The 22,514-nt window shown below is 72.8% G+C and carries 20 protein-coding genes; 9 read left to right on the plus strand and 11 right to left on the minus strand.

Translation table 11 applies throughout. The features are described 5' to 3' along the window. Nucleotides 1-174: 174 nt before the first annotated feature. Both NOD94_RS28115 and NOD94_RS28120 read right to left on the minus strand, forming a co-directional pair. Complete coding sequence (locus tag NOD94_RS28115) at nt 175-1,056, minus strand: hypothetical protein (RefSeq protein WP_281208951.1); 882 nt, start codon at nt 1,054-1,056, stop codon at nt 175-177. A 5-nt stretch (nt 1,057-1,061) separates the two neighbouring features. Beyond that, on the minus strand, nt 1,062-1,676 hold the full coding sequence (locus tag NOD94_RS28120; protein WP_281208927.1) for a papain-like cysteine protease family protein: 615 nt from the start codon (nt 1,674-1,676) through the stop codon (nt 1,062-1,064). Nucleotides 1,677-1,913: 237 nt separating this feature from the next. Between NOD94_RS28120 and NOD94_RS28125 the strand changes: the two genes are divergently transcribed. Continuing rightward, a complete protein-coding gene (locus NOD94_RS28125) occupies nt 1,914-2,873 on the plus strand; it encodes a hypothetical protein (protein WP_281208928.1) in 960 nt (319 codons plus the stop codon). Nucleotides 2,874-2,916: 43 nt separating this feature from the next. Here the strand turns inward: NOD94_RS28125 and NOD94_RS28130 are convergent, their stop codons facing one another. Beyond that, nucleotides 2,917-3,348, minus strand: coding sequence for a Rieske (2Fe-2S) protein (locus NOD94_RS28130; protein WP_281208929.1), 432 nt, complete (start codon nt 3,346-3,348; stop codon nt 2,917-2,919). A 146-nt stretch (nt 3,349-3,494) separates the two neighbouring features. Here NOD94_RS28130 and NOD94_RS28135 point away from each other — a divergent pair, with 146 nt between their 5' ends. Next, nucleotides 3,495-4,379, plus strand: coding sequence for a carbohydrate kinase (locus NOD94_RS28135; RefSeq protein ID WP_281208930.1), 885 nt, complete (start codon nt 3,495-3,497; stop codon nt 4,377-4,379). 31 nt (nt 4,380-4,410) lie between these two features. Here the strand turns inward: NOD94_RS28135 and NOD94_RS28140 are convergent, their stop codons facing one another. Then, complete coding sequence (locus tag NOD94_RS28140) at nt 4,411-5,016, minus strand: TetR/AcrR family transcriptional regulator (RefSeq protein ID WP_281208931.1); 606 nt, start codon at nt 5,014-5,016, stop codon at nt 4,411-4,413. Nucleotides 5,017-5,089: 73 nt separating this feature from the next. Here NOD94_RS28140 and NOD94_RS28145 point away from each other — a divergent pair, with 73 nt between their 5' ends. After that, nucleotides 5,090-5,737, plus strand: coding sequence for an NAD(P)H-binding protein (locus NOD94_RS28145; protein ID WP_281208932.1), 648 nt, complete (start codon nt 5,090-5,092; stop codon nt 5,735-5,737). A gap of 146 nt (nt 5,738-5,883) precedes the next feature. Here the strand turns inward: NOD94_RS28145 and uvrA are convergent, their stop codons facing one another. Beyond that, on the minus strand, nt 5,884-8,970 hold the full coding sequence (gene uvrA / locus NOD94_RS28150) for an excinuclease ABC subunit UvrA (RefSeq protein WP_281208933.1): 3,087 nt from the start codon (nt 8,968-8,970) through the stop codon (nt 5,884-5,886). A gap of 186 nt (nt 8,971-9,156) precedes the next feature. Between uvrA and NOD94_RS28155 the strand changes: the two genes are divergently transcribed. The 3 genes from NOD94_RS28155 to NOD94_RS28165 all read left to right on the plus strand — a co-directional run bounded on the left by NOD94_RS28155 (nt 9,157) and on the right by NOD94_RS28165 (nt 12,105). Beyond that, the gene (locus NOD94_RS28155; protein ID WP_281208934.1) at nt 9,157-9,858 is read left to right on the plus strand and encodes a maleylpyruvate isomerase family mycothiol-dependent enzyme; all 702 of its coding nucleotides are present in this window, start codon (nt 9,157-9,159) and stop codon (nt 9,856-9,858) included. 24 nt (nt 9,859-9,882) lie between these two features. Then, complete coding sequence (locus tag NOD94_RS28160; protein WP_281208935.1) at nt 9,883-10,539, plus strand: MBL fold metallo-hydrolase; 657 nt, start codon at nt 9,883-9,885, stop codon at nt 10,537-10,539. A gap of 243 nt (nt 10,540-10,782) precedes the next feature. Further along, nucleotides 10,783-12,105: an MFS transporter gene (locus NOD94_RS28165; RefSeq protein ID WP_281208952.1), complete on the plus strand. Its 1,323-nt coding sequence runs from the start codon at nt 10,783-10,785 to the stop codon at nt 12,103-12,105. A gap of 16 nt (nt 12,106-12,121) precedes the next feature. Here the strand turns inward: NOD94_RS28165 and NOD94_RS28170 are convergent, their stop codons facing one another. The 4 genes from NOD94_RS28170 to uvrB form a co-directional block, all read right to left on the minus strand. Next, nucleotides 12,122-13,204, minus strand: coding sequence for a TerC family protein (locus NOD94_RS28170; RefSeq protein ID WP_281208953.1), 1,083 nt, complete (start codon nt 13,202-13,204; stop codon nt 12,122-12,124). A 248-nt stretch (nt 13,205-13,452) separates the two neighbouring features. Next, entirely contained in the window at nt 13,453-15,489 is a 2,037-nt protein-coding gene (locus tag NOD94_RS28175) for a TerD family protein (protein WP_281208936.1), read from the minus strand. A gap of 41 nt (nt 15,490-15,530) precedes the next feature. After that, nucleotides 15,531-16,109 (minus strand): TerD family protein, encoded by a 579-nt coding sequence (locus NOD94_RS28180; protein WP_281208937.1) that lies wholly within the window; start codon nt 16,107-16,109, stop codon nt 15,531-15,533. A gap of 88 nt (nt 16,110-16,197) precedes the next feature. Then, entirely contained in the window at nt 16,198-18,342 is a 2,145-nt protein-coding gene (uvrB, locus tag NOD94_RS28185; protein WP_281208938.1) for an excinuclease ABC subunit UvrB, read from the minus strand. 262 nt (nt 18,343-18,604) lie between these two features. Between uvrB and NOD94_RS28190 the strand changes: the two genes are divergently transcribed. The 3 genes from NOD94_RS28190 (at nt 18,605) to NOD94_RS28200 (ending at nt 21,710) form a co-directional block, all read left to right on the plus strand. Then, nucleotides 18,605-19,534, plus strand: a complete 930-nt coding sequence (locus tag NOD94_RS28190) for a glycerophosphodiester phosphodiesterase family protein (protein ID WP_281208939.1) — start codon at nt 18,605-18,607, stop codon at nt 19,532-19,534. 107 nt (nt 19,535-19,641) lie between these two features. After that, nucleotides 19,642-20,205: a methylated-DNA--[protein]-cysteine S-methyltransferase gene (locus NOD94_RS28195; protein ID WP_281208940.1), complete on the plus strand. Its 564-nt coding sequence runs from the start codon at nt 19,642-19,644 to the stop codon at nt 20,203-20,205. 254 nt (nt 20,206-20,459) lie between these two features. Beyond that, nucleotides 20,460-21,710, plus strand: a complete 1,251-nt coding sequence (locus tag NOD94_RS28200) for an MFS transporter (RefSeq protein WP_281208954.1) — start codon at nt 20,460-20,462, stop codon at nt 21,708-21,710. Nucleotides 21,711-21,729: 19 nt separating this feature from the next. On the opposite strand, the gene NOD94_RS28205 is transcribed toward NOD94_RS28200, so the two are convergent. Both NOD94_RS28205 and NOD94_RS28210 read right to left on the minus strand, forming a co-directional pair. Further along, nucleotides 21,730-22,110: a cupin domain-containing protein gene (locus NOD94_RS28205; protein WP_281208941.1), complete on the minus strand. Its 381-nt coding sequence runs from the start codon at nt 22,108-22,110 to the stop codon at nt 21,730-21,732. Between the two features lie 72 nt (nt 22,111-22,182). Continuing rightward, complete coding sequence (locus tag NOD94_RS28210) at nt 22,183-22,500, minus strand: hypothetical protein (RefSeq protein ID WP_281208942.1); 318 nt, start codon at nt 22,498-22,500, stop codon at nt 22,183-22,185. Between the last annotated feature and the right edge of the window lie 14 nt (nt 22,501-22,514).

Raw genomic sequence — 22,514 nt, forward strand, 5'->3', positions numbered from 1 at the left:
TGATTAACAACACGACTCTATTTCGATATGGGGGGGGGGGGGGCGGCGGGGGGGGCGCGGGGCGGGGGGGGGGGGGCCCGGCCGGGGGGGGGGGGCGGGGCCCCGCGGGTGGGGGCAGGTCCTGCGGGGTGGGGGGTCAGGTCCTGCGGGGAGGCGGGTGTCGCGGGGCGGGTGTCAGGCCCGCGACGCGGACCGGCGGCGGCTCAGGAACAGCGCGCCCAGGGCGGCGAGGGCCAGGGTGGCGCCCGTCCACCCGGCGAGCGCGGTCACCGACGTCCCGGATGCGGACGCGGCGGCGGCGACCGGGGCGGCGGCGGCCGGGGCGACGGCGGGTCGGGCGGCGGGTTCCTCGAAGCCGCCGGCCTCCCCGCTCCGGGCGTAGGCGGAGCCGGGCAGCTTGTCCCCGTACGCCCGGGACACCCGGGCCCGGTAGGCGTCCAGGCTGGTGCCGGCCTCGCCGACGGCCCGTACGGCGTCCTCGTCCAGCGGCAGCACCCTGCTGTCCCGGGCGACGTACCAGGCGTCGGTCTGGGGTTCGCGGAAGACGGTGCCGCCGGGGAGTTTCGCGGCGCCGAGGCCGGCGTAGCGGAACTCGTCGTCGCCCGTGGCGATGTTCACCACCTGCCAGCCGCGCTCCGTGCGCGCGGTCCACAGGGCGGCCTGTTGGCCGTCCGAGGACACGGCCCTGGTCGCGAGGAACTCCAGGCGGGCCACGCCCGCGCCGGCCCTGCCCGCGACGAAGTCCGGCGAGAGGTGATGGACGGGTACGGTCTCGCCCTCGATCCGGGGCTGCGCCCCGGCGAGCGACACCTTGCCCTCGCGGGAGAAGAACCGGGAGAGCGTGGCCAGGACCGCGGGATCGGCGGCCGCCTCCCGGGCCTGCGCCCGGACCTCGGCCGTGGCGGCCGGGGGCTGGGGTACGGGGGCGGCGGCGGCCGGCCCGCCGAGGACGAGCACGGCGGTGGTGGCGCCGAGGACCGCGACGGCGGTGCCGCGCACGGGCCGGGGCCGCGGGTGGGGCCGCGGCCGGCGGTGGGCTTGGGGTACGGGGGTCATGGCGGTCACGCCCCGATCCGGTAGAGGGAGTGGGTCCAGGAGAAGGTGTTGTTGTTGACGTACCAGGCGTGGGAAGCCCAGTTGTAGCGGTCGCTGGAGGGCCAGGGGTCGCCCCAGTAGACCCAGCTGTTGGCGGTGTCGTAGCCGTAGAGCACGTGCATGTGGCCGCCGCCGTTGGACCACTGGATACGGGTCTCGACCGGACGGTTGGCATTGATCTCGGTCTGCACGGTGGAGTACTGGAGCCAGCCCGTCACGTAGCTGCCGGAGTTGACGCCGGCCCAGCGCAGGCCGGTCTGGACGTTGCCGAGGGTGGCCTGGTTGTTGGGGCATTCGGTGTTCTGTTGGCGGTTGAAGGCGGCGTTGCAGAACTGGTTCTGGCTGTGGTTCCGGCCGAACCAGGTCGCGATGGTGTTGCCGGCCGCGGCCCAGCACCAGTTGGTCTTCTGCTGCGCCTGCATGGTGATGTTCAGGCGCTTCGAGGCGAGGGCGGCGCTCACGGTGTCCGTGCCGGGGCCGGCCGCGGCGGCGGTGCCGGAGCCGATCGGCAGCAGGACGAGGAGCAGGGCGGAGACGAAGGCGGCGAGGGGTAACCGTCTGTTGTTGTGGCTGTTGCGCATCGCGTTCCTCCCGAGGTGGGGACCCGAGGTGGGAAGTGGGGGGGGAGCGCGTCCGGACGCTGTTGAGGAGCATCAGGGTGTTGTCGCGATCAGGTCAACACGCTTCAATACGCGGTGACGTCGCGGTGTGAACGGTGGGGCTGCGGTGTGAACGGTTGCTGTCGTTCCACCTGGTCTCCCCCGCGCCGCCCGCCGGCCCCCACGTCGGCGGATGTGAACGTTCACAGAGGAGTCGCCATGCGTCCGACCGGCGACACGGCAGGCACGCCGGACGCGGCGGAGATCGACTCGCTGGGCCCGTTGCTCCGCGGTGGCCCCTTCCACCTCGCCCTGCGCGCCGCCCTGGCCGCGCGCGGACTGCCCCTGCACCGGGTGCAGCACCGGCTCGCCGCCCGCGGCATCAAGGTGGGCGTCACCAGCCTGAGTTACTGGCAACAGGGCGCCCGGCGGCCACGCCACCCGGAGTCGCTGCGGGCCGTGTCCGCGCTGGAGCAGATCCTGGAACTGCCGGACGGCGCGCTGCTGCGGCTGCTGACCGTCCCGGAGGGGGCCTCGGGGCCCGGCCGCCCGGCGACCCGCTCGTACCGGTCCCTGGTGAGCGTGGGAGCGGCGGTGGAACAGTTGCTGGACGGCATGGAGCTGCCCGCCGACGGCGGCCTGCACTCGGTGGGCCACCACGAGCGGGTCCGCATCGGGGCGGACGGCGAACTGCGCCGGCGCGCCTCGCAGCAGATCGTCCGCGCCCACCGCGACGGCGTGGACCGCTACCTGGCCGTCCACCACGGTGATCCGGGCTGCGACGCCTCCCGGGTGGAGGTCCGGGCGCACGAGAACTGCCGGACGGGGCGGATCCGCTGCCATCCGGAGGCGGGGGTCGTGGTCGCGGAGCTGCTGTTCGACGCCCGGCTGCGGCGCGGGGACACGTACGTCTTCGGCTACGGCATCGAGGACGGCACGGCGGCCCGGAGCACGGAGTACGTACGCGGGTTCAGCTACGCGGGCGGCCAGTACATGCTCCAGGTCCACTTCGACGAGGCGGCCCTGCCGGTACGCTGCCGGCGGTTCGCCCGGACCGGCCCCCTGGCCCCCCGCACCGGCCTGTCCGACCTGACGCCCAGCGGCCGCCACCGCTCCGTGCACCTGGTGGAGCAGGGGGTGCGGCGTGGGATCCTCGGAATCGCCTGGGACTGGGAGTAACCCGCCGGACGTCGCGGGGCGGACGGGAGTTCGACGACAGGCCCTAGCCGGCGATGAGCTTGCCGTTCTCCGCCTTGACCGGGACGGCGGGCAGCGGTTCGGTGGCCGGGCCGCGCAGCACCTTGCCCGTGGCGAGGTCGAAGCGGCTGCCGTGGCAGGGGCAGTTGCCCTCCCCTTCGACGATCTTGTCGAGGACACAGCCGGCGTGCGTGCACTGGGCGCTGAACGCCTTGTACTGGCCCTCCGCCGGGCAGCTGACGACGACCTTCCGCTCCCGGAACAGCTTCGCGCCGCCGACCGGGACGGCGGACACCGCACCCAGGTCGACCGGCTCCTGCGGGACGGCGGGGCTGCCGTAGCCGCTGTTGGTCTCCGTGGAGCACGCCGACAGGGCCGCTCCGGCGCCGACGGCCCCCGCGAGCGCGGCGGCGCCCTTGAGGACGGTACGGCGGGCGGCGGACTGCGACGCGGACATGCGCTTCTCCTGGCACGAGGGAACCGGGCCCGCGGGCGCGGAACCGGTGGGGTGGGACCGGTGGGGTGGGACCGCGGGGCTCACCACGAGGCGGGCCGGCGGGCCCACCCGACGATACCGGGGCCGGATGGGATACCTTCCCCCGCGTGATCGTCGTCGGTGGAGAAGCCCTGATCGACCTCGTGCCCGTCGCGCAGCCGCCGGGCGCCCTGCTGCCACGGCCCGGCGGTGGCCCGTACAACACCGCGCTGGCGCTGGGCCGGCTCGGGGCCGGGGTCGCCTTCTGCTCCCGGGTGTCGTCGGACGGTTTCGGCGAGGACCTGCTCGCCGGGCTGCGGGCCGCCGGGGTGGACCTCTCCCTGGTGCAACGCGGGCCGGAGCCCACCACCCTGGCCGTTCCCTCGCTGGCCCCGGACGGCTCGGCCGCGTACCGCTTCTACGTCGAGGGCACGGCCGACCGGTTCTTCACCCTGCCGCCCGCACTGCCGCCGGACGCACGGGCCCTCGCGCTCGGCACCTGTTCGCTCGTCCTGGAGCCCGGCGCGAGCGCCTACGATGCCCTGTTGCGGCGGGAGTCGCGGCGCGGGCTGCTCACCCTGATGGACCCCAACATCCGCCCGGCGCTGATCGCGGACCCGGCCGGGTACCGCGAGCGGTTCCTCGCCCGGCTGCCGTACGTGTCCGTCCTGAAGCTCTCGGAGGAGGACGCGGCCTGGCTCGGCGGCCGGCCCGCCGACTGGCTGGCCGCGGGGCCGTCGGCCGTGGTGCTCACCCGGGGCGCGGCGGGGCTGACGGTGTGGACGGCCGGGGGCGCCGAACACAGCGCCTCGGCCCGCCCGGTCACCGTCACGGACACCATCGGCGCGGGCGACACCGTGAACGCGGCGCTGCTGCACCGGCTCGTCGGGACGGACCCGGCGGGCGCCGACTGGCCCGACCTGCTGGCCTACGCCGCCCACGCGGCGGCGCTGACCTGTACCCGGGCCGGCGCCGAGCCGCCCTACGCGGCCGAGCTGGATCCCGGCCGATAGCGCCGGGCCACCCGCGCCGGGCCGATGGCGCTCAGCCGATGGCGGCCCACACCGTACGGGCGACGGCGGGGGCGAACTCGTCGACCGGCCGGACCGCCCCGGCGCCGGAGAAGTGCAGGAAGAAGGCCCGCTGGAAGCAGGCTCCGAGGAGCAGCGCGGCGGCCGCGTCGGGGTCGGCGCCGGGCCGCAGGCGACCCTCGGCGAGGTCCTTGCGCAGCCTGCCGGCCAGTGCGTCGAGGACCAGGTGCGGTCCCGCGCCGATCTCCTGGACGCCCTCGCGGTGGCGGGTGAGCAGGGCGGGCTCGGCGAAGAGGGAGGCGGCGATCGGCATGGCGTCCGCGTAGAAGAGCGACGCGTTGCGGGCGATGCCCGTCAGGGCCTGCTCCACGGTCCCCTCCCCCGGTTCCGCGTGGAGCGCCGCCATCAGGGGACCCGCGTTGGGGGTGCGCTCCATCAGCACGCGCACGAAGAGTTCTTCCTTGTTGGCGTAGTGCTTGTAGAGCGCGGCCTCCGAGCAGCCCGCCTCACGGGCGATGGCCTTGGTGGTGGTGTTGGCCAGGCCGATGGTGCGCATGAGGTGCTCGGCGGCGTCCAGCAGCCGCTCGGGGGTGGGGCGGCTTGACGTGGGGGTGGGCATTCGCTCACCCTAGTGGACACAGGGGTGAGTGAGCGCTCACCCACCTTGCTTGACGACGCACCCGGGGGTACCCATGAAGCTCACGGTGTTCGGAGCCACCGGCGGCGTCGGCCGCGAGGTGGTCCGGCAGGCGCTCGCCGCCGGCCACGAGGTGACGGCCGTGGTCCGCGACCCGTCCCGACTGGGGGTGCCCGCGCACGACCGGCTCCGGGTGGCCGTGGTGGCCGACCTGACGGACGAGGCGGCCCTGGTGCCCGTGCTGACGGGCCGGGACGCGGTGGTGTCGGCTCTCGGCGCCACGAGCAACAAGCAGGCGCGGCTCAGCCCCGTCGCCGGTCCCGCGATGAGCGCCGTCGTGAACGTGATGCGGCGGACGGGGGTCGACCGGCTGTCGGCGGTCAGCGCCGCCCCGCTGGGACCGGAGTGCCCCGAGGACGGCGTACTGCTGCGGGTGCTCCACCCGATCCTGCGGCGGGTCCTGCGCGACGTGTACGCGGACCTCGCGGTCATGGAGGCCGCCATGGGCGCGAGCGGCGTCCGGTGGACGGTGGTCCGGCCGCCGCGGCTCCTCGACCGACCCCGCACCGGCAACTACCGGCGGGCCCTCGACGCGAACGTGCCGGGCGGCAAGGTCATCGCCCGCGGGGACGTCGCGGACGCCCTGCTGAGCACCCTGACCGACCCCTCCACCGCCGGCCACGCCCTGGGCATCGCCGCCTGACGCCCGTCCGCACCGGGGATGCGTCGGGCCCGGCCCTGATCGGGTCCGCGGCGGCGCGGGTGCGACAGCGGCGCACGGGCACCGCACGACACGGGGCGGGGCCCGGCCATGATGACCGGGCCCCGCCCCGAACCGTGCCGCGCGCCTCAGGCCTTGCGGGCGCGCGTCGCCTTCTTCGCCGGCGCGGCCTTCTTCTCGGCGGCCGCGACCTTGCTCGCCGCCGTCTTGCTCGCCGCCGTCTTGGCCGTCGCCGTCTTGGCCACCGCGGCCTTCTTGGCCGGGGTCGCTTTCTTGGCCGGGGTCGCCTTCTTGGCCGGGGTCGCCTTCTTGGCGGCCGCCTTCCTCGCCGGGCGGGCCGGTGCGGCCGTCGGCGCCCCGGCGTCGGACACCCGGTCCGCGCCCAGGATGTCCCGCAGGAACTTTCCGGTGTGGCTCGCGCCCACCGACGCGACCTGCTCGGGGGTGCCTTCCGCGACGACGAGACCGCCGCCGTAACCGCCTTCGGGGCCCATGTCCACGACCCAGTCAGCGGTCTTGATGACGTCCAGGTTGTGCTCGATGACGATCACCGAGTTCCCCTTGTCGACCAGACCCGACAGCACCTTGATCAGCTTCGAGATGTCCTCGAAGTGCAGACCGGTCGTCGGCTCGTCCAGGACGTACACCGTCCGGCCCGTCGAGCGCTTCTGCAGCTCGGACGCCAGCTTGACGCGCTGCGCCTCACCGCCCGAGAGCGTCGGCGCGGACTGGCCGAGCCGGACGTAGCCGAGGCCGACCTCGTTGAGCGTCTTCAGGTGGCGCGCGATGGTCGGAACCGCCTCGAAGAAGCCGAGGGCCTCCTCGATCGGCATGTTCAGGACCTCGGCGATGGACTTGCCCTTGTAGTGGACCTCCAGCGTCTCCCGGTTGTACCGGTCGCCGTGGCACACCTCGCACGGAACGTAGACGTCCGGCAGGAAGTTCATCTCGATCTTGATCGTGCCGTCGCCGGAGCAGTTCTCGCACCGGCCGCCCTTGACGTTGAAGGAGAAGCGGCCCGGCAGGTAGCCGCGGACCTTCGCCTCCATCGTCTCGGCGAACAGCTTGCGCACGTGGTCGAAGACACCCGTGTACGTGGCCGGGTTGGACCTCGGGGTCCGGCCGATCGGCGACTGGTCGACATGGACGACCTTGTCGACCAGGTCGTCGCCCTCGACCCGGGTGTGACGCCCCGGCACGGACCGGGCGCCGTTCAGCTCCCGGGCCAGGTGCGTGTACAGGATGTCGTTGACCAGGGTCGACTTGCCGGAGCCGGAGACGCCGGTGACCGCGGTGAGCACGCCCAGCGGGAAGGACACGTCGATGTCCCGCAGGTTGTTCTCCTTGGCGCCGTGCACGGTCAGCCGGCGCTCCGGGTCCACGGGACGCCGGATGTCCGGCAGCGGGATCGAGCGCTTGCCCGACAGGTACTGCCCGGTCATCGACTCGGGGTTCTTCAGCAGGTCCTTCAGGGAACCGCTGTGCACCACCTTGCCGCCGTGCTCGCCGGCACCCGGGCCGATGTCCACGACCCAGTCGGCCACCTTGATGGTGTCCTCGTCGTGCTCGACGACGATCAGGGTGTTGCCCATGTCCCGCAGCCGCACCAGCGTCTCGATCAGCCGGTGGTTGTCGCGCTGGTGCAGGCCGATGGACGGCTCGTCCAGCACGTACAGCACGCCGACCAGGCCGGAGCCGATCTGCGTGGCCAGCCGGATGCGCTGGGCCTCGCCGCCCGACAGGGTGCCGGCGGCGCGGTTCAGCGAGAGGTAGTCCAGGCCGACGTCCACGAGGAAGCGCAGCCGCTCGTTGACCTCCTTGAGGACCCGTTCGGCGATCTTCTTGTCGCGTGCGTCGAGCCGCATCTGACCGAGGAAGTCCGCGCACTCGCTGATCGACATCGCGGCGACCTCGGCGATGGACTTCTCCATCACCGTCACCGCGAGGACGATCGGCTTGAGGCGGGTGCCCTCACAGGTCGGGCAGGGCACCTCGCGCATGTAGCCCTCGAAGCGCTCGCGGCTGGCGTCGCTCTCGGACTCCGCGTGCCGACGCTTGACGAAGGGCACCGCTCCCTCGAAGGCGGTCGTGTACGCGCGCTCCCGCCCGTACCGGTTGCGGTAGCGCACCTCGATCTGCGTCTTGTGCCCGTAGAGCAGGGCCTTCTTCGCGCGCAGCGGCAGTCCGGCCCAGGCGATGTCCGTCCGGAAGCCGAGCTCCCCGGCGAGCGCGCCGATCAGCCGCTGGAAGTAGTCCTTGGTGTGGCCGAGCGACCACGGGGAGACCGCGCCCTCGTCGAGCGACTTGTCCTCGTCCGGAATGATCAGCTCCGGATCCACCTCCATGCGGGTGCCGATGCCCGTGCACTCGGGGCAGGCGCCGAAGGGGGAGTTGAAGGAGAAGGAACGCGGCTCCAACTCCTCGAAGGAGAGGTCGTCGTAGGGGCAGTAGAGGTGCTCGGAGAACATCCGCTCGCGCTCGGGGTCGTCCTCGGCGAGGTCGACGAAGTCCAGGATCACCATGCCGCCGGAGAGGCCGAGGGCGGTCTCGACGGAGTCCGTGAGCCTGCGCTTGGCACTGTCCTTGACGGTGAGGCGGTCGATGACCACCTCGATGGTGTGCTTCTCCTGCTTCTTCAGCGCGGGCGGCTCGGAGAGCTGGATGGTCTCCCCGTCCACCCGCGCCCGGCTGTAGCCCTTGGTCTGGAGATCGGCGAAGAGGTCGACGAACTCGCCCTTGCGCTCACGGACCAGCGGGGACAGCACCTGGAAGCGGCTGCCCTCGGGCAGCGCGAGCACCTTGTCGACGATCGCCTGCGGCGACTGCCGCGAGATCGGACGGCGGCACTCGGGGCAGTGGGGCTTGCCGATGCGGGCGAAGAGCAGGCGGAGGTAGTCGTAGACCTCCGTGATCGTGCCGACCGTGGAGCGGGGGTTGCGCGAGGTCGACTTCTGGTCGATCGAGACGGCCGGGGAGAGGCCCTCGATGAAGTCGACGTCGGGCTTGTCCATCTGCCCGAGGAACTGGCGGGCGTACGAGGACAGCGACTCGACGTAGCGGCGCTGCCCCTCGGCGAAGATCGTGTCGAAGGCGAGGGAGGACTTCCCCGAACCGGAGAGTCCGGTGAAGACGATGAGCGAATCACGGGGGAGGTCGAGCGAGACGTTCTTGAGGTTGTGCTCGCGAGCGCCACGAACGATGAGACGGTCGGTCACGCCGGTCCGCACCTTTCTTGAGAGAGCGGGGGCACGGCCCCCGTCCCAGGGTATGGGGGACGCCGCTGCGATGGACTTGGTGCTTGGACTTCCGAGCGTATAGCACGCACATTCGATTTACGGCACTCGGAAGACCGCTTCACCCGATCGTGTGGCGCGGGATCCGGGCCCACTAGGCTCGGCCCCATGACTGATCATGTGCACGACCTGCGATCTGTACGTGAGGCCACGGACCGACTGCTGACCGCGGTCGCGAAACTGGACAACGCCGCCCTCGCCGAGGAGTCACACCTCCCCGGCTGGACCCGTGGCCACATCCTGGCCCACCTCGCGCGCAACGCGGACGCCCTCGTCAACGTTTTCGAGGGGCGCCCGATGTACGAGAGCGCCTCCGCGCGCGACTCGGACATCGCACGCGACTCCGGCCGGCCCCTGGAAGAACACCTGACGGACCTCCGTGATTCCGGGTCCGCCTTCCTCGCCACCACCGAGCCCGATCAGGACTGGTCCCGCACGGTCGAGCTGCGCAACGGCGTCACCGACCTCGCCGCCAACGTGCCCTTCCGCCGCCTCGTGGAGGTCGAGCTCCACCACGTCGACCTGAACATCGGCTACGGGCTCGCCGACCTCCCCGCGGAGTTCACCGACCGCGAGATCGCCTTCCTCGCCGACCGCTGGTCGGGCCGCCCGGAGGTCCCGCCGGTCACCCTGCGGCTCGGGTCCGGGGACACCGCCCCCACCTGGCGCACCGGCGGCACCGAGGGCACGCCCGTCGTCCTGACCGGCACCGGCGACGCGCTGCTCGGCTGGCTCGCCGGCCGCGGGGACCGCGGCGCGCGCCTGACCGTGCTCGAAGGCGGCCGCCTTCCCGAGCTCCCGCCGCTGTAGGCCCGCACCCTTAGGATCGAGCACATGACGTACAGCGGAGCGGTCAAGGTCGGCGGTCCGGCCGACGTGCACGAACTCGCGGACCTGATGATTTCCAAGGTCGCGGTGGGCCCGATGAACAACAACGCCTACCTGTTGCGCTGCCGGGCCACCGGCGAGCAGCTGCTGATCGACGCGGCCGCCGAGGCGGACGCGCTGCTCGGCCTGATCGGTGAGGACGGCATCGCGTCCGTCGTCACCACCCACCAGCACGGCGACCACTGGGGCGCGCTCGCGCCGGTGGTCGAGGCCACCGGGGCGCGCACCTACGCCGGCGCCCTCGACGCCGAGGGCATCCCCGTCGGCACCGACGTCCCGGTCCAGGACGGGGACACGATCACGGTCGGCCGGGTCGAGCTGACCGCGCGCCACCTGGTCGGGCACACCCCCGGCTCGATCGCGCTGGTCTACGACGACCCGCACGGCCACCCGCACGTGTTCACCGGCGACTGCCTCTTCCCGGGCGGCGTCGGAAACACGCACGGCGACGCGCAGGCCTTCACCCAGCTCCTCGACGACGTCCAGCACAAGCTCTTCGAGCGGCTGCCGGACGAGGCGTGGGTCTACCCGGGCCACGGCAACGACACCACCATCGGCGCCGAGCGGCCGCACCTGGCCGAGTGGCGCGAGCGCGGCTGGTGAACCGCCGCTGCCGGGCGCCCGACAACACACGTCGGGCGCCCGGTGCCGGCACCGGCACCGGCACCGGCAGGCGTCAACGTCGCGAGGCGATGCACTCCTTCCGGTCGATGATTCCCGAACGCATGTCCTGGGGGTGCGGGGTGGGGTAGTTGCTGCACCATGCGACAGCACCCCTCCCCGCTCCCCTCCCGTACCCGTGCCGACACCGGCGCGGGTATTGCTACCGGTACCGGTACTCCTTCGATGCTCCGGCTCGCCTCGGCCGCCCTCGCCGGCACTGCCATCGAGTTCTACGACTTCTTCGTCTACGGGACGGCCGCCGCCCTCGTCCTCGGCCCGCTCTTCTTCCCGTCGTTCTCGCCGCTCGCCGGGACCCTCGCCGCCTTCGCCACCTTCGGCGTCGGCTTCCTGGCCCGCCCCCTGGGATCGGCCGTCTTCGGTCACATCGGCGACCGCTACGGGCGCCGCCCGGTCCTGCTCGGCTCGTTGCTGCTCACGGGCCTCGCCACGGTGGCCGTCGGCTGCGTGCCCTCGTTCGCCTCGATCGGCGTCGTCGCTCCCCTGTTGCTGGTCCTGCTGCGGTTCCTGCAGGGCTTCGGGCTGGGCGGCGAGTGGGGCGGGGCGGTCCTGCTGACCGCCGAGCACGCCCCGGAAGGGCGGCGCGGGCTGTGGTCGAGCTTCCCGCAGATCGGCCCGGCCGTGGGCTTCCTCGCGGCGAACGGACTGATGCTGGTGCTGTCCGGTTCGCTCACCGACGCGCAGTTCGCCGCCTGGGGGTGGCGGGTCCCGTTCTGGGCCGCCGGACTGCTCGCGCTGGCGGGGCTGTGGCTGCGTCGCTCGGTCGAGGAGACCCCGGAGTTCCGCGCGCTCGCCGAGACCGGCCGGCGGGCCGAGGCGCCCCTGTCCGAGGTCGTGCGGCACCACTGGCGGCTGCTCCTGCTGACCGGCGGGGCGCTGGCGGTCGCGTACGCCGTCTTCTACGCGGTCACCACCTGGGCCCTGGCCTACGCGACGACGACCTTGCGCGTGGACCGCACCGTGATGCTGGCCTGCGTGATGGTCGCGGTCCTCGTGATGGGGGCGGCCACCCCGGTGATGGCGGTGCTCGGCGACCGCTGGGGACGCCGGCCGCTGTGCCTGGCGGGCTGCGCCGCGAGCCTGCTGTGGATGGTGCCCTTCGTGGCCCTGCTGCGGACGGCGGACCCGGTGTTGATGACGCTGGGCTGCACGGTGGCGCTGCTGGGGATGGTGGCGATGTTCGCGGTGGTGGGCGCGTACCTGCCCGAGCTGTACGCGCCGCGGATCCGCTGCACGGGGGCCGCCGTCGGCTACAACCTGGGCGGGGTGCTGGGCGGGGCGCTGACGCCCGTCGCGGCGACCGCGCTGGCGGACGGTTCGGGTCCGCCGTGGGGGGTCGCGGCGTACCTGACCGCCATCGCCCTGGTCAGCCTGGGCTGTTTCGCGCTGCTGCCGGAGACGAATCCGGCGGTGGCGGGCCGGCGCGACGGTGGCGGCGGGCCGGCGCGAACGGAAACGGGGGCGGCCGAAGCGGCCGCCCCCGTGTAGCCCCGGAGGGCAGGACCTACGCGTCGACGCTCTTGGCGTCCGGGTCGGCGGCGGCCTTGGCGTCCTCGGCGGATGCCTTGGTGTCCGGGTCGGCAGCAGCCTCGGGGTCCGGGCCGGCGGCGGCCTCGGGGTCCGGGCCGTCGGCGGCCTCGACCGCCGCCTGCTTCTTCGAGGCGATCAGGCTGGTGATCGTGGTGATCACCAGGACGCCGCAGATGACGCCCAGCGAGACCGGGATGGAGATCTGCGGGACGTGCACCCCGGACTCGTGCAGGGCGTGCAGCACCAGCTTGACGCCGATGAAGCCCAGGATGATCGACAGTCCGTAGCTGAGGTGGACCAGCTTCTTGAGCAGGCCACCGATGAGGAAGTACAGCTGGCGCAGACCCATCAGGGCGAAGGCGTTGGCGGTGAAGACGATGTACGGGTCCTGGGTGAGGCCGAAGATCGCGGGGATCGAGTCGAGCGCGAACAGCACGTCGGTGGTGCCGATGGCGAGCATCACGACCATCAGCGGGGTCAGGACGCGCTTGCCGTTGCTCTGGATGAAGAGCTTCGTGCCGTGGTAGCGGTCGGCCACGCCGAACTTCTTCTCGACCGACTTGAGGAGGCGGTTCTCCTCGAACTCCTCGTCGTCCTCGTCCTTGCGGGCTTCCTGGATCAGCTTCCACGCGGTGTAGATCAGGAACGCGCCGAAGATGTAGAAGACCCAGGAGAAGCTGGCGATGATCGCGGCACCCGCCGCGATGAAGATCGCGCGCAGTACCAGGGCGATCAGGACGCCCACGAGCAGCACGCGCTGCTGGAGGTGGGACGGGACGGCGAACTTCGCCATGATCAGGACGAAGACGAACAGGTTGTCGACGCTCAGGGACTTCTCGGTGATGAAGCCGGCGAAGAACTCCTGCGAGGCCTGACCGTTGCCGAAGAACCACAGGCCGAGGCCGAAGAGCGCGGCGAGGACGATCCAGACGACCGTCCAGATGCCCGCTTCCTTGATCGAAACGTCGTGCGGTTTGCGGCCGATGAAGAAATCGGCGCCGATGAGCAGGGACAGACCAAGAATGGTCATGACCCACAGGGCCCAGGAAACTTCCACTGTGAACACGCCTCCGGCGGATGGCTCAGCACTTCGTCAGCGTCATCGCTGCCGGAGGTCTCTTCCACCCGGACGACCTGGAGGCCGCGGGCCGACGCCCCGGGACCGACTGCGCTGGTGATCCGCAGTGGTCCGTATTGACGGGCACGCCGTAGCAGGAAAGCAGGAATACTCCCCTCCGCACGCACCAGAGTACCCGCCCGCCCCACGAAAGGTAAAGAGAGCACCAAGGACTGGTCAGCGGTTGGTCATCCCCCGTTCCGTCGCGCCCGCACCATCCGCTCCAGCGCCTGCTCCAGGACCCGGCTGCCGGGCGGCGGGACATCGGGTGCGAAGGTCCAGGCGTGTTGGACCCACGGGTCGGCCAGGTGGTTGTCCGGCACCGGGGACAGCCGCATCAGCGACCGCCACAGCGGGTCCAGCAGCGGCCCGTACGCCGAGGCTTCGTCGCGGTCCGCCACCATCAGCAGGTGCACCCCGACGGCCGGGCCCTCGTCGGCCAGGTAGCGCAGCTGGGTGACGGCGCGGTCGTCGAAGCCGTGGGGGAAGTCGTGGACGACGAGCAGCTGCTCGGCCCGATCCACGTCCGCGGGCAGCTCCTCGGGCGCTCCGGCGCGCAGCGCCATCTGTACGAGGTCCACCCGCCGGGTCAGCTGCGCGAGCGTCCGGGTGACCCCGGCCGCCCCGGCCGCGGGCGGTGAGGCCAGGACCCCGGCGTTCACCAGCGGGGCCAGCGAGGCCGCGCCCGCCCCGGCGGCGTCGATCACGTGGACCGACAGCCGGCCGGCGGGCTGGACCGCGAGCAGCCGCACCATGTGGGCGACGGCCATGTCCATGGCGGCTCGGCGCAGCCGGTCGGTGTCCATCGCCATGGCGGCCTCGGAGCCGGTGCGGCCGTTGTCGATCCACAGGCCGCGCTCCAGCGGGAACCGCATCAACATGGGGATCCGCAGGTCGGGCCGCTCGGGCAGGGTCAGGTCACCGAGGCGCAGGGCGAGGGGGCCCTCCTCGGGGACCAGCCGGCCGTGCCAGACCGGGTTGTCCCAGCGGGCGTACGCGGCCGGCAGCGCGGGTTCCACCACCTCCACCTCGGCGGCCAGCTGGACGAGGTCACGGTCGAGGACGGCGCGGGCCCGGGCGACCAGCTCGTCGTGGCGGGCCCGCGCGGTGTCGCGAGCGACGTTGCCGGAGCCACCGAGGCGGTGACGGGGGTCGGACAGGGCGTCGTCGAGCTCGCGGTCCATCCGCGAGTCGGCGAACTCGACGGCGCCGCGGTAGGCGGCGACGGCACGGGCCAGGTCCTCGAACATCCCCCAGACCTGGTTGTAGAGCCGTTCCTCCATGGACCAGCCGGCGGCGTCCCCGGCGACGGGGCGCGGCGGCTGTCCGGGTTCCGCGGCCGGCGCCGGGCGGGGACCGGGTTCGGGCGGCTCCGTGCTGGTGCGCCGGCGGCGCGGGTGGGCGTAGTCGATGGTCGGCTGCCCTCCGGCGCCGTCACCGGGGCCGGGAGTCGCGGGACCCGGAGTCGCGGGTATCGCGGGGCCGGGCGTGCCCGCGTACGGGTGGGTGGGGACGGGGATCGTGTCCGGTGCTCCGGCGGTGGGCGTGACGGGCGCCGGGACGGCGTCCTGCGGACCGGTGTCCTGGAGGGGCGTGTCCCGGGGCGGCCCGTCCACGGGCGCGCCCAGGTCCCGGACCTGGGTGGGCATGGTGGCGAGGGTGCGGTCGGCGCCGTCGAGCGGTGCGGTGGCCCCAAGGACGGCGGCGGCCAGCGCGGTGGCCTCCGCCTCGGGCAGTCCGCCGTCGGTGAGCAGGGCGGCCAGGCCCGTGGCGTACCCCTGGCCGACGGCCCGGACCTTCCAGGCACCCTGGCGCCGGTAGAGCTCCACGGCGACCACGGCCGTCTCGACGTCGAGTCCGGTCAGGGTGAAGCCGGCCAGCTCGGCCCCGCCCTCCGCGGCGACCGCCACGTAGGGGGCCGGGACCGCGCCGAAGCGGACCGCGCCCCCCGGAGGGAGGGCGAGGACGACCGCGACCCGGTGGACATCGGCCTCGACCGCGTCCAGGTCGACGGTGAAGGCGTGCCGGTCCGCGGCCGCGCCGAGCGCGCCGAGGCCGGGACGGGCCGGGGCGGCCGGGTGCGCCAGCGCCGCCGGGCCGGAGATCCGGCCCTGCTCGTCCGCGAGCGAGGCCAGGGCCAGGACGGGCGCACCCGCCGAGACCCTGACCTCCACCCGGCTCACGGACACGGGGTGGTTCTGCCCCCGGACCAGTTCGGCCGTCATCGTGCAGCCCCTCCCCCGTGCCTTCTTCGTGCTTGCGGTGCTTACAGGTGCGGCAGGATCGCCGGCATGAGGTCCTGGAAGGTCCGGCCGTTGGCCGGGTTGCCGAGGGCCGTCATCTGCCAGCCGGTGCCCGCCCGGGACACCTTCGCCATGATCTGCGCGGTGTACTGGCCGCCGCCGTCGAGGGTGTAACGGGCCAGTTCCTGACCGTTGGTCTCGTCGACGATGCGGCAGAACGCGTTCTGCACTTCCTGGAAGGTCTGGCCGGTGAACGAGTTCACCGTGAAGACGATCTGGTCGATGTGCACCGGCACGCGCTGGAGGTCGACGAGGATCGCCTCGTCGTCCCCGCCCTGACCGACCCCGCCGACGAGGTTGTCGCCGGTGTGCCGGACCGAGCCGTCGTCGCTCTGGAGGTGCCGGAAGAACACCACGTCGACGGGCTGCTTGTCCGCGAAGAGCACCGCGGACGCGTCCAGGTCGATCTCCCGGGTCCGCGAACCGAACAGTCCGCGGCGCTTGGCCGCCTGCCAGCCGAGGCCCATGCGGACCGCCGTCAGCGTCCCGCCGTCCGCCTTCTGCAGACTGATGGCCTGACCCTTGGTCATGTTGACCGTCACGCGCTGTCCCCTCTCCGTAGCCCGCCCCGATATCGGGTGCGCAGCGTGTACCTGCGGCTGAGACCCAACCCTACTGACCGCCCCCGGCTCAGGCGAGACCCGCTTCCTTCATCTGCCGGAGCTCCTTCTTCAGCTCCCCGACCTCGTCCCGCAGTCGGGCCGCGACCTCGAACTGGAGCTCGGCCGCCGCGCCCCGCATCCGGTCGGTCATCTGCTCGATCAGCGCGGCCAGTTCCGCGGCCGGACGGTCGGTGAGCACCTCGGCCCCCTTGGCGCCCTTGCCGCCCTTCACCGCCTTGCCCGGGACCGCCTTGCCGCCCAGCGCCGGGACGGGGGCCTTGGCCCCCTTGCCCTCCTTGGCCTGCCGGTATCCGGTTCCGAGCAGCTGCTCGGTGTCCAGTTCCTCGCGGGCGATGGTGGCGACGATGTCGTTGATCTTCTTGCGCAGCGGCTGCGGGTCGATGCCATTGGCGGTGTTGTAGGCGATCTGCTTCTCGCGGCGCCGGTTCGTCTCGTCGATGGCCTTCTCCATCGCCGGGGTCATCTTGTCCGCGTACATGTGGACCTGACCGGAGACGTTGCGGGCCGCGCGGCCGATCGTCTGGATGAGGGAGGTCCCGGAGCGCAGGAACCCCTCCTTGTCGGCGTCGAGGATCGCCACGAGCGACACCTCGGGCAGGTCGAGGCCCTCGCGCAGCAGGTTGATGCCGACGAGGACGTCGTACTCGCCGGCGCGCAGCTCGCGCAGCAGCTCGATGCGGCGCAGGGTGTCCACGTCGCTGTGCAGGTAGCGGACCTGGATGCCCAGTTCCAGGAAGTAGTCCGTGAGGTCCTCGGACATCTTCTTGGTGAGGGTCGTGACCAGGACCCTCTCGTCCTTCTCGACGCGCGCGCGGATCTCGTGCACCAGGTCGTCGATCTGACCCTCGGTGGGCTTGACCACGACCTCGGGGTCGATGAGGCCGGTGGGGCGGATGATCTGCTCGACGAAGCCGTCACCGCGCGAGAGCTCGTACTTGCCCGGGGTGGCCGACAAGTAGACGGTCTGGCCGATCCGCCCCTGGAACTCCTCCCACTTCAGCGGCCGGTTGTCGAGCGCGGACGGCAGCCGGAAGCCGTGGTCGACCAAGGTCCGCTTGCGCGAGGCGTCGCCCTCGTACATGGCGCCGATCTGCGGCACCGTGACGTGGGACTCGTCGATGACGAGGAGGAAGTCCTCGGGGAAGTAGTCGATGAGGGTGTTGGGGGCTGAGCCGCGCTCGCGGTCGTCCATGTGCAGCGAGTAGTTCTCGATGCCGGAGCAGGACCCGATCTGGCGCATCATCTCCAGGTCGTAGGTGGTGCGCATGCGCAGCCGCTGGGCCTCCAGCATCTTGCCCTGCTTCTCCAGCTCCGCGAGGCGCTCGGTCAGCTCCGCCTCGATGCCGCGGACCGCCTTCTCCATGCGCTCGGGGCCGGCGACGTAGTGGCTGGCGGGGAAGACGTACAGCTCGCGGTCCTCGCTGATGACCTCACCGGTCAGCGGGTGCAGGGTGGAGAGGGCCTCGATCTCGTCGCCGAACATCTCGATGCGGACGGCCAGTTCCTCGTAGACCGGGAAGATCTCGATGGTGTCGCCGCGCACCCGGAAGGTGCCGCGGGTGAAGGCGACGTCGTTGCGCGTGTACTGGATGTCGACGAAGCGGCGCAGCAACTGGTCCCGGTCGATCTCCTCGCCGACCTTGAGGGAGACCATCCGGTCGACGTACTCCTGCGGGGTGCCGAGGCCGTAGATGCAGGACACGGAGGCGACGACGATCACGTCGCGCCGGGTCAGCAGCGAGTTGGTCGCGGAGTGGCGCAGCCGCTCCACCTCCTCGTTGATCGAGGAGTCCTTCTCGATGTAGGTGTCCGACTGCGGTACGTAGGCCTCCGGCTGGTAGTAGTCGTAGTACGAGACGAAGTACTCGACGGCGTTGTTCGGCAGGAGCTCGCGGAACTCGTTCGCCAACTGGGCGGCGAGGGTCTTGTTCGGCGCCATCACCAGGGTCGGGCGCTGAAGCTTCTCGATCATCCACGCCGTGGTCGCCGACTTGCCGGTGCCGGTGGCACCGAGCAGTACGACGTCCTTCTCACCTGCGCGGATGCGCTTCTCCAGCTCGGCGATGGCCGCCGGCTGGTCGCCGCTGGGCTGGTAGGGGCTGACGACCTCGAAAGGCGCCACCGTGCGTTCGATCTTCGATACGGGCCGCATGGGTCAACCGTACGGCCCCCCACCGACAGCGGCGCGGGTCTGGTCCGTTTGCCGTGGTTCGGTGGCGCCGCGGCGATCTTCGACCCCATGATCGCCGTGAATTCGGCCCTCCGCGGCACACCACCGCAACGTCCGGCGCCCCGCGCCCGTTTGACGCAGGAGCACGGCTCACGACCCGAGCGACCCCCACCGCCCTCACGACCCCCTCCGCCCTCACGCTTTCACGCCCCCTCGCAACCGTCACGCCCCGAGGAGAACGCAGATGTACGTCGTCCGACCCGCCGCCGCGGCCGCCGCCGCATTCCTGGGACTCACCCTGACCGTGCTGTGCGGGACGGCCGCGGCCGCGGCCTCCGCCCCGGGCCCGGGTCCCGCGGCCCCCTCCGCCGGGCCGGGGCCGATGGGGCTCGGCGGCCCCGTCGTGTACGCGCACCGGGGGGCTTCGGCCTACGCCCCGGAGAACACCCTCGAAGCGGTCGACCTGGCGAGGGGGCTGGGCTTCGACTGGGTGGAGAACGACGTCCAGCGCACGAGGGACGGCGAGCTGGTGGTGATCCACGACGACACCCTGACGCGTACGACGGACGTGGAGGAGGTGTTCCCCGACCGCGAGCCCTGGCGGGTGCGGGACTTCACCGCGGCCGAGATCGCCCGGCTGGACGCCGGGAGCTGGTTCGCCGACGGCCGCTACACGGGTGCCCGGGTGCCGACGCTGCGCGAGTACCTGGACCGGGTGCGGCTGAACCAGCAGCGACTGCTGTTGGAGATCAAGAAGCCGGAGCTCTACCCGGGGATCGAGGAGGACACCCTGGAGGTGCTGGACGAGGCCGGCTGGCTGGAGGAGCGCCGCGTCGCGGACCGCCTCGTGGTGCAGAGCTTCAGCGCCGACTCGGTCAGCGTCGTGCACGACCTGCGCCCGGACCTCGTGACGGCGTTCCTGGGCACCCCGGCCGTGGCCGATCTGCCGCGGTACGCCGAGTTCACCGACCGGATCAACCCCTTGCACACCACGATCTCGGCCGACTGGGTCGCGGCGGTGCACCGGCTGCGGGGGGCCCACGGCAGGGTCATGGAAGTGGACACCTGGATCGTGGACGACGCGGCCACGGCCCGGAAGGTCCAGGACATGGGGGTCGACGGCATCATCACGAACGCCCCCGACGTGGTGCGCGAGGCCGTCGGCGGGTCCTGAGGCCCGCCACGGGGAACCCGCGGGCCGCTCCGCCACGAGCCGGTGCGCCGCCGGCCGGTCCCGCGGACCCCGACCGCGCTGTCGGTGCGGGGCCGTACGGTGGACGCGTGGACAGCACCGAGCGGCCCCGCGGGCCGCACCTCGAATGGACCGTCGTCACCAGTGACATCGGTCCCCTGCTCCTGGCCGCGACCCCCGAGGGACTGGTCCGGGTCGAGTTCCATGCCGGACCCGACCGGGCCGACCGGATGATCGGCGCGCTGGTCTCGCGGCTCGGCGCCGACGCCGTGCGGCCGCGACCGGGCGCGGAGGTGCTGCTGGCGGAGCCGATACGCCAGTTGAAGGCCTACTTCACCGGTTCGCTGCGGCGCTTCGAGCTGCCGCTGGACTGGCGGCTCAGCTCCGGCTTCAACCGCCAGGTGCTGCTGGAGCTGGACCGGTCCGTGCCCTACGGATCGGTCGTCGGGTACGGGGAGCTGGCCGCCCGCGTCGGGCAACCGGGTGCGGCCCAGGCCGTGGGCAACGCCATGGGGTCGAATCCGCTGCCGCTGGTGGTGGCCTGCCACCGGGTCGTGGAGAACGACGGCGGCATCGGGGGCTTCGGGGGCGGCGTGGAGACCAAGCGGATCCTGCTCGCGCTGGAGGGGGTACTTCCGCAACCCCTGTTCTGACCTGCGCCTCACGGTCCCGGCGGGGCTCCCGCCCCGGCCGGGGCGCCGGGCCGCTGTCCGGTTCCCCCGCGCGGTGGCGGGTGGGACACTTCCGCCGTGACGACTCCTGCCGCATCAGGCCTCACCGCCCGTGTCCCGCTCCCACGCCCGCGACGGGGGTGTCCGGCGTGACCGCCTCCCCCGGGGCCGCCCCCGGCGCCGCGGCCGCCTCCCGCGCTCCCGCGGGGGTCGGCGGGCCGGTCGACCCGGCCGCGCTGCCGCGGATCCGGCGCAGGATCTCGGGCGTCCTGATGGCCGCCCAGGCCATCGGCGGGCTGGGCGTGCCGATCAGCATCGCCCTGGCGCCCGTACTGGCCACCGAGATCAGCGGCACCGAGGCACTGTCCGGCTTCGCCTCCACGGCGGCGGTGATCGGCACCGCCCTCGTCTCGTTGCCGCTGGCCGCCCTGATGACGGCCAAGGGCCGGCGGCCCGGGCTCGTCGTCGGGTACGCCGTGGGGGCGCTCGGCGCGGGCCTCGTGGTGCTGGCCGCCGCGGTCAAGAGCTTCCCGCTCCTCATGATCGGCATGGCCGCGTTCGGTGCGGCGTCCTCCGCCAACCTGCAGGCCCGGTTCGCCGCCGCCGACCTCGCCGAGCCCGATCACCGGGCCCGCGCGATCTCCGTGGTCGTCTGGGCCTCCACCGTCGGCGCGGTGCTCGGCCCCAACCTGTCGGCCCCGGCCAGTGACAGTTTCGCCGGCACCTCCATACCCCAGACGGCCGGTCCGTTCGTATGGGCCGCTGCCGTCTTCATCCTCACCGGCACGCTGCTCGGCGTGTTCCTTCGGCCCGATCCGCTGCTGACGGCCCGGGCCATGGCCCCGGCCGCGGAACAGGGCCGCGAGGGGCGCTCGCTGCGCGCCGGGTTCGCCGCCGTCAAGGCGTCGCCACGCGCCCGCCTCGCCCTGGTGACCGTCGCGGTGTCGCACACGACCATGGTTTCGATCATGGTGATGACCCCGGTCGATCTGGGTCACCACGGCGCCGACCTCAGGCTCGTCGGCCTGGTCATCAGCGGCCACATCGCCGGAATGTTCGCCTTCTCCCCCGTCATGGGATGGCTCGCCGACCGCCTCGGCCGACTCTCCGTGATCGGCCTCGCCGCCGGCCTGCTGTCCTTCGCCGCCCTCCTCGCCGGCACGGCCGACGGCAGCCACACCCAGAGCGCCCTCGGCCTCTTCCTGCTCGGACTGGGCTGGTCCGCCGGCATGGTCTCCGGATCGGCGCTGCTGACCGACTCGGTGCCGCAGCCCGCGCGGGCCGCCGTCCAGGGCTTGAGCGACCTGACGATGAACACCGCCGCCGGGGTCGGCGGCGCCGCGGCCGGCCTGGTCATGTCCCAGGCCGGCTACGGCTGGCTCAACGCGATCGGCGCCGCGCTGCTGCTGCCGATGGCGGCGCTGGCCCTGTTCACGGCGCGTCGCCACCCCGGGCCCGCGAAGGACCGGGCGGCCGCGGACTCGTAGGGCCTGGCACCCGTGGTGCTCAGCAGTTGATGTGGTAGGCCTTGCGCAGCGTCTCGTGGACGGTCCAGGTGGTCCTGTCGCCCTCCCGCAATACGCAGGCCGAGCCGGGACCCACCTCCAGCGTCGCGCCGCCCTCGACCTCGATGGTGGCGCGGCCGCTGACGACGACGAACAGTTCGTCGGCCTCGGTGTCGGTGACCACGCCGGGGGTGATCTGCCAGATGCCCCTGATCTGCGAGCCGTCCGCCGACTCCCACAGCACCTTGCCGGTCACCACGGGTGTGCCGGACAGGATCTGGGAGGGGTCGAGGTCCTCGGTCTCCAGCTCGGCGTCGGGGACGTCGGCGACGGAGAGGGCGAAGGAGGCGGGGGCGGCGGGTCCGTGGTCATGGGTGCTCATGGCGCGTCAGCCTAGGGCCGGGGCACCGGGCGCGGGGTGTTCAGAGCGTCCAGCGTGGGCCGCCCGGACGCGTCATTGCGTCGAGCGGGTACGGGGCGCCGGGCCCCGCGGACGTGCCGGCGGGCCTTCGGGCAGGCGGGCCGGCGGGCAGGTGCCGGACGGTTCGTCCAAGCCGGCCTCCCGCGCGTGCCGGGCCGCCCCCTCCTCGGTCCGCGTCCGGAGGGTGGCGCGGCCCTCGCGCGGTCGGGGCGCGGCCACCCGCCGGATTTCGGCCAGAGCGGCGCGGACGTCCTCGGCGGTCGGCTGGTGCCGCCGGGCGTCGTCGGCGCACTCCACCGCGCCGAAGGAGGCGTCCGCGAAGGACGGGGCCCGCGTGTCGGGCGCCGCCACCGGCGGGGCGGGCC

Origin of the sequence: Streptomyces sp. Isolate_45 (assembly GCF_024721315.2) — a bacterium.
GTDB lineage: Bacteria > Actinomycetota > Actinomycetes > Streptomycetales > Streptomycetaceae > Streptomyces.

Excerpts from the sequence above, each read along its gene's own strand:
- uvrB (WP_281208938.1), bottom strand. The coding sequence starts at position 18,342 with ATGCGGCCCGTATCGAAGATCGAACGCACGGTGGCGCCTTTCGAGGTC.
- NOD94_RS28115 (WP_281208951.1), bottom strand. The coding sequence starts at position 1,056 with ATGACCCCCGTACCCCAAGCCCACCGCCGGCCGCGGCCCCACCCGCGG.
- NOD94_RS28130 (WP_281208929.1), bottom strand. The coding sequence starts at position 3,348 with ATGTCCGCGTCGCAGTCCGCCGCCCGCCGTACCGTCCTCAAGGGCGCC.
- NOD94_RS28190 (WP_281208939.1), top strand. The coding sequence starts at position 18,605 with ATGTACGTCGTCCGACCCGCCGCCGCGGCCGCCGCCGCATTCCTGGGA.
- NOD94_RS28140 (WP_281208931.1), bottom strand. The coding sequence starts at position 5,016 with ATGCCCACCCCCACGTCAAGCCGCCCCACCCCCGAGCGGCTGCTGGAC.
- NOD94_RS28205 (WP_281208941.1), bottom strand. The coding sequence starts at position 22,110 with ATGAGCACCCATGACCACGGACCCGCCGCCCCCGCCTCCTTCGCCCTC.
- NOD94_RS28165 (WP_281208952.1), top strand. The coding sequence starts at position 10,783 with ATGCTCCGGCTCGCCTCGGCCGCCCTCGCCGGCACTGCCATCGAGTTC.
- NOD94_RS28120 (WP_281208927.1), bottom strand. The coding sequence starts at position 1,676 with ATGCGCAACAGCCACAACAACAGACGGTTACCCCTCGCCGCCTTCGTC.
- NOD94_RS28160 (WP_281208935.1), top strand. The coding sequence starts at position 9,883 with ATGACGTACAGCGGAGCGGTCAAGGTCGGCGGTCCGGCCGACGTGCAC.
- NOD94_RS28155 (WP_281208934.1), top strand. The coding sequence starts at position 9,157 with ATGACTGATCATGTGCACGACCTGCGATCTGTACGTGAGGCCACGGAC.
- NOD94_RS28175 (WP_281208936.1), bottom strand. The coding sequence starts at position 15,489 with ATGACGGCCGAACTGGTCCGGGGGCAGAACCACCCCGTGTCCGTGAGC.
- NOD94_RS28145 (WP_281208932.1), top strand. The coding sequence starts at position 5,090 with ATGAAGCTCACGGTGTTCGGAGCCACCGGCGGCGTCGGCCGCGAGGTG.
- NOD94_RS28125 (WP_281208928.1), top strand. The coding sequence starts at position 1,914 with ATGCGTCCGACCGGCGACACGGCAGGCACGCCGGACGCGGCGGAGATC.